Source organism: Bacteroides sp. L008, from assembly GCF_040812255.1.
GTDB classification, from domain to species: domain Bacteria; phylum Bacteroidota; class Bacteroidia; order Bacteroidales; family Bacteroidaceae; genus Bacteroides; species Bacteroides vicugnae.
Genome location: NZ_JBFNXO010000001.1, coordinates 1,529,426 through 1,543,694, shown reverse-complemented (window position 1 = coordinate 1,543,694; position 14,269 = coordinate 1,529,426). Strand labels below are relative to the sequence as shown.

Sequence of the window (14,269 nt, the reverse complement as noted above, 5' to 3'; positions counted from 1 at the left end):
CAAGAAAAGTATTAATTTGATGCAAAATTATAAAAAAACGGCCATACAGCATTATATCCAACAACTTTTTTTATTCTGTAACAAAAAATATTAGCATTTTTTGTAAAATGTTAATTGAAACAGCACTTTAATATAATCCAAAAGTATCAGTATCAGACAGTATTGTTGTCGGTACTTTTCTTGATAAGAGAAGTATTGGATTAAGCCATAAAGCAAATAGAATTGGGGTATAAACATATTTGCAGGGGAAATAAAGATCAAGATATATTTTTAGAATATCAGTAAATGCTAATTTGTTTATTGCTGTTTGTTTGGGGTAATGCTTAAAGAGAAATAGTAACAATTATTTGGCATAGGAACACACATAAATGATGAAACTAAGGATTCTTTTTCTGATAGTAGCCATGAATGGCGTGGCTTATACAATTAATGCGCAGAAAGTGGCGCTAAAGACCAATATCCTGTCCGATGTTTTCATGAATATAAATACCGGTTTCGAGGTAGGACTTGCACCTCGGTGGACATTGGATATTTCCGGAGATTTCAACGCATGGACCTTATCGCATAATCGCCGGTGGAAACACTGGGCGGTACAACCTGAAGCACGCTACTGGTTTTGCGATCGCTTTGCAGGTCATTTTGTCGGAGCTCATCTCCACGGTGGACAATATAATATAGGTGGTATTGACACTGATTTCAAATTACTGGGCACAGATTTTTCAACTCTTAAGGACACCCGCTATCAAGGATGGTTTGTTGGCGGCGGTGTTGCTTATGGTTATGCTTGGATCTTGGGGCGTCATTGGAATATCGAGGCTGAAATAGGTGTCGGTTATTCCTATACCCGATATGACCGTTTCAGGTGCGCCGGGTGTGGAAAGAAAGTGGAGGAGAGCAAGCCGCATAACTATTTTGGTCTCACTAAAGCGGCAGTGAATTTAGTTTATTTATTCTAAAAGCGTTTAGTTATGAAACGAACTATTTTTATTATAACAGCATTGCTGGGAGCTGGCTGTATGCTGAATGCCCAGCAAACAATTGGAGTGACAACAGATAACCTTAAAATTGAACGGAACGGTGAATATATAGTAGTCGATATGAATATGGGGCTGTCTCCTCTTGATGTGGAGAGCAATAGAGCAGTGCTGCTCACTCCTCGCTTTGTGTGCGCTACGGACACGTTGGAGCTTCCTTCGGTAGGAGTTTATGGGCGTCGTCGTTATTATTATTATGTGCGTAATGGTGAAAGTATGCTCTCCGGCAAAAAAGAGATGACATTCAAAGCACATTCCAGACCAGAAGATGTGGCGTATCATGCTATTATTCCTTATTACAAATGGATGAACGGTTCTGCACTGGAACTGTATCGTAGTGATTACGGATGTTGTAGCACACTATTAGCGGAATGTATCGAGCCGTTGGGCGGATATGCCGAAATAGAACCGCTTTCTCCACAGTTGCTCTATGTATACCCACAGGCAGAAACAGTCAAAAGTCGTTCGCTTTCCGGTTCGGCTTTTATCGATTTCCCGGTCGACAAGACGGTTATATATCCCGAGTATCGTCGGAATACTTCCGAGTTGGGTAAAATTCAGGCTTCTATTGACTCTGTCCGTAATGATAAAGATATAACCATCACTTCGGTATGGCTTAAAGGTTACGCTTCACCTGAAAGTCCATACTCCCATAACCGTGATTTGGCGATAGGTCGTACAGCGGCATTGAAAAGTTACATCAATCAACTGTACCATTTCAGGGATAGTGTAATAACTACCGCCTATGAACCGGAAGATTGGGGAGGATTGCGCCGGTATGTTGAGAAAACGAACCTTACACATCGTACGGAAATATTGGCAATGATTGACAGTGACATGGAACCGGATGCTAAGGAAGCAAAAATCAAGCGGACTTATCCGGAAGAATACCGTTTCTTGTTACAAAACTGTTATCCGGCTTTACGCCACACTGACTATCGCATAGATTACATTATCCGCAGCTTCAGTGATGTAGAAGAAATCAAACGTATTATGCGGACACAACCGCAAAAACTTAGTCTTAATGAGTTCTATCTCGTGGCGCGGACATACGAACCGGGAAGCGCAGAGTTTAATGAGGTGTTCGAAACGGCCGTGAGAATGTATCCCGATGATGAGATTGCCAATTTGAATGCTGCAAACTCTGCTATGCAGCGTAAGGATTTTGAAAGCGCAGAGCGTTATCTTTCCAAAGCGGGAGATTCGTCACAGGCGGTATACGCTCGTGGGGTATATGCCTTTGGAGTAGGGAAGTATGATGATGCTCGAAGGTTCCTGAATGATGCGAAGGCGATGGGAGTAGAGGAAGCGGAGATAATTCTTATTGAGATAGATAAAATAGAGAAAGCAAAAAAATAAATTAATTCATTAACATTATTATAAAAAGGAAGCTGCCGAGATTAATAAGGTTAGCTGATTGGATTAAAATCAAGAGATTAGAAGATAGATTTATAATAACTATTAATTTTTTAATTATGAAAATGAAGAAGATTATTTGGGGAATTTTTGCATGTATGGCATTATGTGCATGTTCCGATGAAAGTAAAGATGTGACGGATGGCAAGGGTGACAATGCTGTTCTTTTTCCTAATGGAGAAGCATATATCAACGTGAAAATTTCGGAAGCGGGTGCTTTGACGAGAGCTACGACTAAAGATGATGCGCCAGGTTTTGAATTTGCTGATAAGAATACGAAAGAAGGCGAAGTGAAGAATGCCAAATTCTATTTTTATGATGCAACGGGTGCTTTTGTTTTGAAAAATGATGTATGGGATGGCGGAAATATTCATGATCCAAATCCGGATAACATTGAATTTGATGGTAAGACAGTTGTTGTTTTGCGTGGTCTTACAGAAACAAATTTTCCGAAATATATGCTTACTGTATTGAATGCACCTGATAATTTTGAGGCAGGAGCTACATTGGACGAAGCACAGAAGAATTTGATGGCTTTGAACAGTGATGTGGAAGGCGTTTATAAAAATGGTGAAAATTTTGTTATGAGTACGACAAGTTACGTCAGAGAAGATGGTACTCCATACTATTGTGTAACAGTTTTGTCTACAGAAAATTTTGCTAAGTCTACGGAGCAGTTGAAAGAGACTCAAATTGTGAAAGTTTACGTAGAACGTTTGGCTGCAAAAGTTGCTTTGAAAACAACGCTTGAAAAAGCTTCCTCATATACGAAAGGGGAAGAGGAAGTGCCTCTCTACAAATTGAATGTTTCTATCGCAGGTGAAGAAAATAATGAGGGAGAAGTTGTATTCCCAAGTACAGGTGAGGGTACAACTGTCGATAAAATTCAAGCTGGGGCAACTGATATTTATGTAGAATTTGTTGGTTGGGGCTTGAATGCTACAGCAAAAGATTCTTATTTGCTGAAAGGTATCAACACAGCATGGCAGAGTACAAATCCAGGAGATAAGACAACTTTTGTAGGGTTCGATTGGGATGCGAGCAAATATTTCCGTAGCTATTGGGGTACGTCGTTTGCCTATGGTCATGAGATTTCAGCACAGTCTGCCGAAGACGTTGCAGCAGGTGAAGAAACAGATAAAGATGGCAATAAGGTATTTCATAATTCAAATAACTCAAAGTATTTGAACTACATCTCTGCAAATAATTGTAATGGAGTAATTGGTGCCGATGTTGCTTATTGTGCTGAAAATACAAATACGGCTGCTTATGCTGTATCTCGTGCAGCTCGTACAAGTGTAATTTTGGTGGCTCGTATTTGTGATAAGGACGGTAATGATTTAAGTGATGATTTAGTTCGTTTTAACGGTCTGCTTTATTTGAGAAAATCATATCTCAATTATGTACTTAATACACAAAAAATTAATTTGTATTATAAAGTTGATGGTGTAGATGAAAGTGCTACTGACGATGAAAAATACAAGCAAATCAATGATACTTATGTAGAGTTGGTTAACATGGGTGATGGTAAGGTAAAAGTAGCGCTTACTAAGGAAACAGAAGTTGCTATTACAACTCTTTATAAGAAGGATGCGAATAAAAAAATGCTATCTGCTGAAGCGAGTGATATTGACGTTATAAATACAGCTTTATCATTTAAGAACTTTGAAAACCAAGATCCTGCAATTGGTTATAAAGGTGGTTTGATGTACTATAATATTCCTATTGAACACTTGAATAACGAAACTGAAACAATCGGAGATAAAGAAGTAAAAACATTCGAAGCTAATTACGGCGTTGTTCGTAATCACTACTACACACTTACAGTAAACAAATTGGAAAACTTAGGTAAGGGTGTTTATGATCCGGATGAAGTAATTGTTCCTAGTGAAGATGATGAAAAAGAAAACTACTATGTAGGTGCTACAATTAATATCCTTTCTTGGAAAGTTGTTAATCAGAATGTAGGTTTGTAATTTTTATTGCTAACACATAAATAGAAATTTATCTCGGAGGAGAAAAGGCTTTAATTCCTGCTCCTCCGGGATTTAACAAGAAAAAGTACTTCCGTTCCGGTACAAAGAAAGGGCGGCTTTGGAAAATGTGACGACAAAAAGTTGTCTATTTTCCCACTAACAATGAAAATTCACTACGGATGTATGTTCGTAGACAATATATATAACGAGAGAAATAATCCATGTATATAAACGATGAATACATTAGTTTATATGAAAGAAATAAATAAAACAACAACACTGCCAGTGCTTATGCTGCTGTCTGTTCTTTTTGTAATGACAGCTTGCGATGGAATTTACGAGGATGAAGGAGATTGCTCTGTGCATTATCATGTCAAGTTCCGTTATGATATGAATATGAAGTTTGCAGATGCTTTTGCACACGAGGTAAATTCGGTTACACTTTATGTCCTTGATGAACAGAATAATGTAGTGTGGCAAGGTTCAGAGCAAGGGGAAGCTCTTGCACAAGAAGGATATGCAATGGAAGTAGACGTGGCTCCGGGTAGTTATAGCCTGTTGGCATGGTGTGGGTTGGCAGGAGGCAATTCATTTGTCGTTCCTGTCTCATCTTGTAAGGAAGACCTGATTTGTTCATTGAAGCGCGAGCACAAGCTTGATGGAACAGCTTATGTCAAAGAAGATCTTAATAGGCTGTATCACGGCTATTTGGAAAAACAGACTTTCAGCAGTGAGGAAGGTACACATACTTTTGTCGTTCCGTTAGTTAAAAACACTAATAATATACGTGTTGTATTGCAGCATCTTTCGGGCGAGCCTGTCGATAAAGATAAATTTACGTTCTCCATAACTGATGAAAATGGGGTGATGAACTGGGATAATAAGCTGCTATCTGATGAACCTGTGACATACTATGCATGGCATACTGACTCGGGAACGGCGGGCATTGATGATGTAGATAGCAGGACAGTATCTTCATTTAGCGCTGCTATCGCAGAACTTACTACTGCAAGGTTGGTTAAGGAAAAAGCTCCCCGCCTGAAAGTGACGAACGATAAGGGAGAAACAGTATTTTCTATTCCACTGATAGATTATGCTTTGCTGGTGAAAGGAGAGTACAATCGTCGAATGGACGATCAGGAATATCTCGACCGGCAAGATGAATATAATATGGTTTTCTTTTTAGATGAAGGAGACCGTTGGATGGATGCTTATATTTACATAAATTCTTGGAAAGTTGTTCTTCAAGAGACCGGTATTTAAAAACATGTATATGATGAGAAAAGGTAAAAGCATATTGTCATTTTCTTGCTTGTTCTTCTCTGTCTGCATTTTGTTCTTATCGTGCAGTTCAGAGAGAGAATACCTTTCAACAGACCGGTATGAAGAAGAGGAGACTGTTCAGGTAGGTTTTCATATTGCGTTTGATGAACTCTCTGATACCCGAACAGTGACAAGGGCCGGTCGGGACGGGTATGACAACGGGATGGAAACAGATTTTGAAAATTACATCAATTTTGAGAATCAAGACTTTCGTATCCTCTTTTTCGATAAAGATAATAAATATATTTCTACTCTTCAGCTGGAAGGTATTATGCTTGTGGGCAATGCCGGTTATCGTTCAAAGTATTATGATGTAGTGGGTAATATTAGAAAACCGCTTCCTTCTACATTCAAGGTCGTGATGCTTGCCAACTGGAGGGAATATCCCCAAGAAAGTGAAATGGTTGTTGGGCAAACTACCATCAAAGATATATGTATAAGCCCGGGCAGTCAATATTCGTATGTTACTCCTTCTTTGTTTCATCTTTCAGAAGATTGTCTCATTCCTATGTATGGCGTGAAACTTTTCGAGAACGTGAAATTCTACTCTAATATGTGCACTTATTTAGGCACGCTCCATATGCTTCGTGCGATGGCGAAAGTGGAAGTTAACTATACTGTTGCCGAAGCCTCTGGCAATACTTCCGACTACACCTTAAAGTCTGTTACGCTACATCGCTACAATAGCCGCGGATATTGTGCACCGGATAATGTATTCGTGGAAAGCGATTATGTGAAGGGGGATTATGACAAGGATTATGTAGACGACTTGCATTTGCCGGATGGCAAGAACGACAGTGATGAGAAAGAATTGCCTTTCGAGGAACTGTCGACAGGAACTCGTTTTGTGCTCTATATTCCCGAATATCAAAACCTTCTCAACGGTAACAAAGCTGTGGATGCAGCCGAGATTCACTTGAAATTTGCCGAGAGCGATCAAATACATACTATTGATTTTAAATATTATGATAATGCACCGAAAGACGTAGCATTAGGTACACCTTTCGACATTCATCGCAATTATTATTATAAATTCAACGTGACGAAAACGTACATAGATAAAATAGATGTTCATGTACAGGTAGTACCCTATGCAGAGGTCGAACTTGAACCCGATTTTGGCCTGGATCCGAAATCTGATTCTAACAATTAAACCTGAAAATGATGTGTCGTATGAGAAAGATAACAACTTTATTTTGTTTTGTTTTGCTTATGCTGCAATTCGTACTGACGACAAGTTGTCGGGATGATTATTTCATGACAGAAGAAATTGGCAAAGGAGATGCTGTCATTTCTGTATCCTTATGTTTTGATCAGGAGAATGCATTACTAGGCAAGACTCGTGCCGGAGAAGCGCAAAAAGAAACGGGTGGTGATGATGGAGATGCCATTCAGAATATCAACTCGCTTTGTATGCTGTTCTATAATGAAGCAGGCGAATTAGTTCATAATTATATCGTTTACAATAATGATGTGACGCCCGATCCGGATGTTGCCGATTGGAACTATAAATTAGAAGACAATCGTATTGACGAAGATAAAAATGAAGACGGAAGTCAGTTTGAGGACGATAAGACAGGTTCAGCCACCTTTAAGCTTCGTTCGATAAAGCGAGGACGCTACTATGTCTATGCGGTAGCTAATATGGGTGATCTGGGAGATTATTCTGATGCGATAAAGACCCGTGCAGGACTGAAATCAATTTCTCTTACCTGGGAGGATGAAATAGCAAAGAATAGTGAAATGTTTGGTATATTTAGTCTTAAGTCGGATCGTAATGCGAGTGATGACCAACCTGTCACTATAAATTCTCCAAGTGTGCAACTCCATAGCTGGTTGCGTCGTGCAGCTTCTAAGGTAACGGTTGCATTCGACGGTACCGGCCTTTATGAAAATGTGCAGATATATATTGAAAATATTGTAATAAAAGATATACCTAAAACCTGCGCATTAGGCAACCCGAATACACCCGGACAGGCTGATGTAAGCAAAGTGTATCCGTTGAGTGACTATATGGCTGAAGAAACAAAATGGGATGATAGGATGCTTGAGCGTTCTGTACGTTATTCCGCTTCTAACGGTTTGCTTGAAGAAGGTAAATCCATTATTATTCAAGAACTCCCGGATAAAGATCTTCAAACGCTCACTCCGGAAAACTATAAACATGTGTGTAAAACACAGCATCCTTATTTGGGTATGGGAGAGGATGGTGACGATTCCAATATTATCACCAATCGTCATGCCCATACAGCAAAGTCTCTGTTTTTTTATGAGAATATGCAGGGGAAAGGAAAGTTGAAATATCAGTCGAACGATGGTGGCCATTCGATATGGAAGCCCAATCCGGATGAAAATGAGCCGGGTTCCGGTTGGAAAGATGAAAAACCTTACGGTACGTATGTGGAGGTGAGTGGTTATTATCGTTGTACGGCTTCGGACGAACATTTGGGCGCAGGTCCGATTAAATTTCGTTTTATGCTTGGAAAAGATGTAAAAACGGATTATAATGCCGAACGCAACACTCATTACAAGCTGACTCTTAAATTCAAGGGTTACGGCAACGATGCCGATTGGCACATCGAATATAAAGAGCCGCCCGGCATTCATGTGACTACTCCACAGTATATTTCTTATTTGTATAATAAGGAAATGACGGCAACGGTGAAGGTGACAGGAACGATGAAGTCCGGTTATAAGTTGGTGGCAAGAATTTTGGCGAAGAAAGAAAAGAGCTATGCAGGTAAGCATGAGTGTGAAAATGACGAAGTTGATTCTTCATTTACAGGATGGAAGCCTTGGGGAAATAATACAAAAGCATTTCCGCTTGTTACTGATGGATTCTTCTATAATCAGCAGTCTGTTTATGAAGATGGTCCGTGGAATAGTTTTTTGTCGTTGATAAAAACTTCTACAGTAAAGGTTGGAAAACCTGAATGGGAAAAACAAATGTCGAATAAAGTAAATGTGTCGGATGCTTCGTTTTATAATTTTCAGTATTATAAAGGCATAGTTGATGGAAAAGATCGAAGTAAAAGAGTTTATGAATGGACGGGAAACGAAATGAGTGGAGGTAGTGAAGCTGATGGGAAATATACTGTGGTTGATAATGGCAAGGAGCTTGTATTCTCAATACCGCTTTATACGCGTGCCAAAGAATTGGTGACAAGAACAGGCTTTACCGGCAATAATCCCTACGTAGCTTATCCTCGTAAAGAGGTTGTGAGATTCACGATTGAAGATGAAAACAATAATAAAGTTGCCGGACCGGTAGATCTTGATATGATACAAGTCCGACGTGTCGAGAACCCCAAAGGGGTATGGCGTAGCCATAGTTGTTCGGACGATTTTCATGTGACGTTGATGCGGCTACCCAATGAAGAAGGTGATTTTGTACCATTCAAGTCTGAAGGTGAATGGAGTGCGGAAATCATGGAAGGTGGCGATAATTTTATAACTCTGGAAGGTACTAGTGAAAGTGTAACTGTCAAACCTGATAGAGTGGAAGGGAAAGGAGAGCAATTTATTGATTTTAAAATAAAATTCAACGGAACGATTGGAGAAAATGACGTGCGCTGTGCAATAGTTCGTGTACGCTATCATAATTATACGTGCGAACATGACATTTTTGTGCGACAAGGTTACGCCCCTTTAACATTGGAAGGTAATGTAAGTGATAGCAATCCTGCATGGGTTTCATATAATGTGTATCGTTTTGATAAGGATAACAATCCTGTTTATACCCGTTCGCCTTTGGAGGAAGGGTCGCTGTTCCGTCGCGGTAATAATACGGCAATTTTAGCCTCAAACAATGATAGACCGGGGTTTGGTTATGCAGATAAATACACATCGGCTCCATCAGAAGATTTTCACGTATTGAAGCCCGGAGAAACGAGTGTTTCGAATGTATCATGGGACGGGCTTGCTCCTTCTACAGAGGAAGAAAAAAAACGTTTTAATGGCTCGTGGACCCTTCCGGGAAAGTCAGATGAGCGTATTGCAACCATTGATGATTTTTATCATACATTGGTGTCTACAGATATAAACGGTAAAATAAATAAGGGATACGGTATACTTTATGGAGATGGTGCTAGAGAAACAGCAACAGAAAAATCCATAGCACAGGGATATGTGCGCATTGAAGAACCGAATTCTCCGAATTCGGAAAAAGGTATGCGTGGATGTTTTGTATATAACAAAGACAATGGGCATTGCATCTTTCTTCCTATTGGAAAACTTGGTTATGGACGCAGGCAAGGTGTCGCACCATGGAGTGACAGTAGTGAGAAACCTGGTAAATTACGATATGCCTCCCGTAATACATGGTATGATAGTGGGGATATAATATATCAACCTTTATTTTATGACTTGTACAAACGTCCGGGAGCAGTTTATCATTGTCGCAATAGAATAGGAAATTTGGAAGTAACAGACCCTACTACCAAAGAAAAGTATACTGATGTAACAAAATCAAGTGCCTTGGATATTAATTATTTTACCATGGGGTTTGAGGGCTTTGAAAATGGTGCAGCGACAATCAAAGATGATGTATTAAAGCCTGACGCTTGTTTCTTGCGTACAGTAAAATATAAATAGCACTATATCTCTAATTATTCGAGTTCTATGGTCTTGTTCGGAAAATAAAAGAATCCGGATTTTGCTTGGATTTTTTTGCGTGTGGGTAGTTTTTTAATGGCATATTTTACCTTACGACTAAAAAGAGTACATTTTTTCTTGTTTATTATTTATAATTTTATCTATCTTTGTCACCGAATTCAATCCATTACCAAAGAAGTAACGGAAAAATGAGGGGTAAAAATACATGATCATTAAGAAAAATGACGATCAGAGAACTCTGCCAACAGATGTGATTGGCAGCAGCGTAGCGCGCTCAAAACGTTGGTTAGTGGCCATTGTGCGCATCTGTCACGAGAAAAAAACGAGTGAGCGGCTTACGAAAATGGGGATCGAAAATTTCCTTCCAATTCAACAAGAAGTCCATCAATGGAGCGACCGTCGTAAGGTTGTCGACCGGGTACTACTTCCGATGATGATTTTTGTTCACGTTGATCTGCAAGAACAAAAAGAAGTCCTGACTTTATCTTCTATCAGCCGTTATATGGTATTACGTGGGGAGAGTACTCCGGCTGTTATTCCTGACCAACAAATGTTGCGATTTAAGTTTATGCTCGATTACTCGGATGAGACGATCAGCATGAGTACATCGCCATTAGCTCCGGGAGAAAAAATACGGGTAATCAAAGGACCATTGGCAGGACTGGAAGGGGAATTAGTAAATATGAATGGGAAATCGAAAGTTGCTGTTCGATTGACGATGTTGGGGTATGCATGTGTAGATATACCGGTGGGGTGTGTAGAGCCGGTGTTTGAAAATGGGGATTTAGATGATTGAATAATCAATCTATTTTATAGGGGGTATGGGGATTTTACTGCAAAAATGTAATGAAAGTCTGTAAAATAGCAGACAGTCTATCTGACATCGGTAACCAAACAGTGGATATATTTATCGATGACCTCTCTCAAAAAAATCCATAAAAGTATTATGAATTATATCTTGTAAAAGATATAGTGTAGAAATGTATGTACGTATCGAAAGATGAAAAGATTCTCTGTTGGGTTACACTGACATTGAAATCTTGCTCATTGCCTTTGTATTGATAGTAATCAATCAGATAAATCAAACTTCGAAATATTATTTTATTCATTTATACTATAATGGAAAAAACATTGAAGGGCATAGTACAATATGCCCGCAAAAACTATTTCAGTTATTGGGTTGTTTTAGGTATTGACACGGCACTTTCTGTATTGTGTTCATTGGTAGCTTATGCTGTAATTCATTATATGGCGCATGTGCCAATGACAGACTGGATGCTTTGTAAATTTGCTTGTGTTTCCTTGGTGTCAAGTGTTGCGGGCGCTTTGTTATTCCATACTTATCGTAATACGATTCGTTTTTCACAAGCTCGTGAACTTTGGCGTATCATGTGTGCCGTTTTATTCAAAATTGTCTGTTTGGCCATTATTTCTTTTGGGCTTATATATGAGATTCAATTGCCATACAATTATAAAATATCCTATCTTCTATTTGATGGCTTATTGACTCTGGTGATTCTGACATCTTTTCGCGTATCGTTAATAATCGTCTATGACCTCTTGTTGGATTGGGTGAATAAAAAGAATACCCGTATTCTTATTTATGGTACTGACGAAGAGAGCGTGGCCTTGAAATTACGTCTTAGGGATAGTGCACATTATAAGGTAGCAGGTTTTTATGTATATGGTAAAAATAACAGCCGACGCCGATTGGCAGATCTTCCCGTTTATTACTTTGAAAATGAGTCGGATGTTGATTATATCATGCGAAAGCGTGGAATTAAGGGGATCCTGTTTGCCCGTTATGAAGACACTCGCTTGGAAGAAAAACGCCTTTTGGAATATTGTAAAAGCAATGAACTTAAAACATTGATAGCTCCTACTATCAGTGAAGCGGATTCTGACGGCAATTTTCACCAATGGATACGTCCCATCAAGATTGAAGATTTGCTGGGACGTGCTGAAATCAACATCAATCTTCGTCAGGTTGCGGAAGAATTCAGGGGAAAAGTGGTGTTGGTGACCGGTGCGGCAGGCAGTATTGGCAGTGAACTTTGCCGTCAATTGGTGCAGATGGGAATTCAAAAACTTATCATGTTCGACTCTGCAGAGACTCCTTTACACAATGTCCGTCTTGAATTTGAGAAAAATTATCCAAATATAGATTTTATTCCTGTGATCGGTGACGTGCGTGTGAAAGAGCGTGTACGTATGGTGTTTGATCTTTATCATCCTCAAATCGTCTTTCATGCCGCCGCTTACAAACATGTACCGTTGATGGAAGAAAATCCTTGCGAGGCTGTCCTTGTCAATGTAACCGGTTCCCGACAGGTAGCTGACATGGCTGTGGAATATGGCGCAGAAAAAATGATTATGGTTTCTACAGATAAAGCCGTGAATCCTACCAATGTAATGGGGTGCTCCAAACGTTTGGCAGAAATCTATGTACAGAGTTTGGGATGTGCTATTCGTGAAGGGAAAGTGAAAGGTCATACCAAATTCATCACGACACGTTTCGGAAATGTATTGGGCAGTAATGGTTCTGTCATTCCTCGTTTTAGGGAACAAATTGAGAATGGCGGTCCTGTCACTGTTACTCATCCTGATATCATCCGTTTCTTCATGACTATTCCTGAAGCTTGCCGTTTGGTGATGGAGGCTGCCACGATGGGAGAGGGCAATGAGATCTTTGTTTTTGAAATGGGCAAAGCCGTGAAGATTGTTGATTTGGCTACCCGTATGATTGAATTGGCGGGTTATCGTCCGGGGGAAGACATAAAGATCGAATTTACAGGATTACGTCCGGGTGAAAAGCTTTATGAAGAGGTGTTGAGCGATAAAGAAAATACAATACCTACCGAAAACAAGAAAATTATGATAGCTAAAGTACGTCGGTATGAATATGCAGATATCCTTGATACTTATGCAGAGTTTGAGAAGTTGTCGCGTACGGTAAAGATTATGGATACCGTGCGGTTGATGAAGAAAGTCGTGCCGGAATTTAAGTCAAAGAATTCTCCGAAATTTGAGAGGTTGGATAAGGAATAATAAATTTAACAATTTTATGAATAAATCATTTTACATGTATATGAGTATGCAAGGTATGGGACGTAATGTGTTTGTCTGTCTGATTGCAATATTTCTGCTCGCGTCTTGTCAGTCATACAAAAAGGTTCCTTACTTGCAGGATGTGGAAGTTGTGGAACAGACCGTCCAACAGGAAAATTTGTATGATGCCAAGATAATGCCTAAAGACCTGCTTACTATTGTGGTTTCATGTACCAGTCCCGAGTTGGCGGTTCCATTCAATTTGACTGTAGCGAGTCCTGGCAGTGTGGCTATCGGGAATACACAGTTGACAACTCAGCCTGTTCTACAGCCCTATTTGGTGGATAATGAAGGAAATATCAATTTTCCGGTATTAGGCGAATTAAAGGTGGGCGGTTTGACAAAGAAAGAGGCGGAACAATTAATTATAGAAAAGTTGAAACCTTATATCAAGGAGACTCCGATAGTAACCGTCCGCATGGTTAATTACAAAATTTCCGTATTGGGTGAGGTTGCACATCCTGGTACCTTTACCATTAATAATGAGAAGGTGAATCTGTTGGAAGCCTTGGCCATGGCGGGTGATATGACTGTCTGGGGGCTTCGTGACAATGTAAAGCTGATTCGTGAAGGTGCTGACGGCAAACAGCAGATTATAACGCTGGATCTGAACAGTGCGGAAACCATTCTTTCCCCTTATTATTGGTTGCAGCAGAATGATATTGTTTATGTGACTCCGAACAAGGCGAAGGCTCGTAACTCTGATATCGGTAATAGTACAAGTCTTTGGTTCTCAGCCACCTCTATCTTGGTGTCATTGGCAAGTTTATTAGTAACAATCTTCAAATAGTATCACTG

At 39.7% G+C, this 14,269-nt stretch carries 9 protein-coding genes; all 9 read left to right on the top strand.

Annotated features, from left to right (window positions below; translation table 11 throughout):
- Positions 1-371 precede the first annotated feature (371 nt).
- Positions 372-956, top strand: coding sequence for a DUF3575 domain-containing protein (locus AB3G73_RS06290; protein WP_320974832.1), 585 nt, complete (start codon positions 372-374; stop codon positions 954-956).
- 12 nt (positions 957-968) lie between these two features.
- Complete coding sequence (locus AB3G73_RS06285) at positions 969-2,393, top strand: tetratricopeptide repeat protein (protein WP_367743777.1); 1,425 nt, start codon at positions 969-971, stop codon at positions 2,391-2,393.
- 116 nt (positions 2,394-2,509) lie between these two features.
- Complete coding sequence (locus AB3G73_RS06280; RefSeq protein ID WP_320979523.1) at positions 2,510-4,426, top strand: Mfa1 family fimbria major subunit; 1,917 nt, start codon at positions 2,510-2,512, stop codon at positions 4,424-4,426.
- A 252-nt stretch (positions 4,427-4,678) separates the two neighbouring features.
- Positions 4,679-5,689, top strand: a complete 1,011-nt coding sequence (locus AB3G73_RS06275; RefSeq protein WP_367743771.1) for a FimB/Mfa2 family fimbrial subunit — start codon at positions 4,679-4,681, stop codon at positions 5,687-5,689.
- A 10-nt stretch (positions 5,690-5,699) separates the two neighbouring features.
- On the top strand, positions 5,700-6,902 hold the full coding sequence (locus AB3G73_RS06270; RefSeq protein ID WP_367743767.1) for a hypothetical protein: 1,203 nt from the start codon (positions 5,700-5,702) through the stop codon (positions 6,900-6,902).
- Positions 6,903-6,922: 20 nt separating this feature from the next.
- The gene (locus AB3G73_RS06265) at positions 6,923-10,342 is read left to right on the top strand and encodes a DUF4906 domain-containing protein (protein WP_367743763.1); all 3,420 of its coding nucleotides are present in this window, start codon (positions 6,923-6,925) and stop codon (positions 10,340-10,342) included.
- 226 nt (positions 10,343-10,568) lie between these two features.
- Complete coding sequence (locus AB3G73_RS06260) at positions 10,569-11,159, top strand: UpxY family transcription antiterminator (protein ID WP_148367442.1); 591 nt, start codon at positions 10,569-10,571, stop codon at positions 11,157-11,159.
- 323 nt (positions 11,160-11,482) lie between these two features.
- On the top strand, positions 11,483-13,411 hold the full coding sequence (locus AB3G73_RS06255) for a nucleoside-diphosphate sugar epimerase/dehydratase (protein WP_217722113.1): 1,929 nt from the start codon (positions 11,483-11,485) through the stop codon (positions 13,409-13,411).
- A gap of 16 nt (positions 13,412-13,427) precedes the next feature.
- The gene (locus AB3G73_RS06250; protein WP_367743760.1) at positions 13,428-14,261 is read left to right on the top strand and encodes a polysaccharide biosynthesis/export family protein; all 834 of its coding nucleotides are present in this window, start codon (positions 13,428-13,430) and stop codon (positions 14,259-14,261) included.
- The last annotated feature ends 8 nt before the right edge of the window (positions 14,262-14,269 follow it).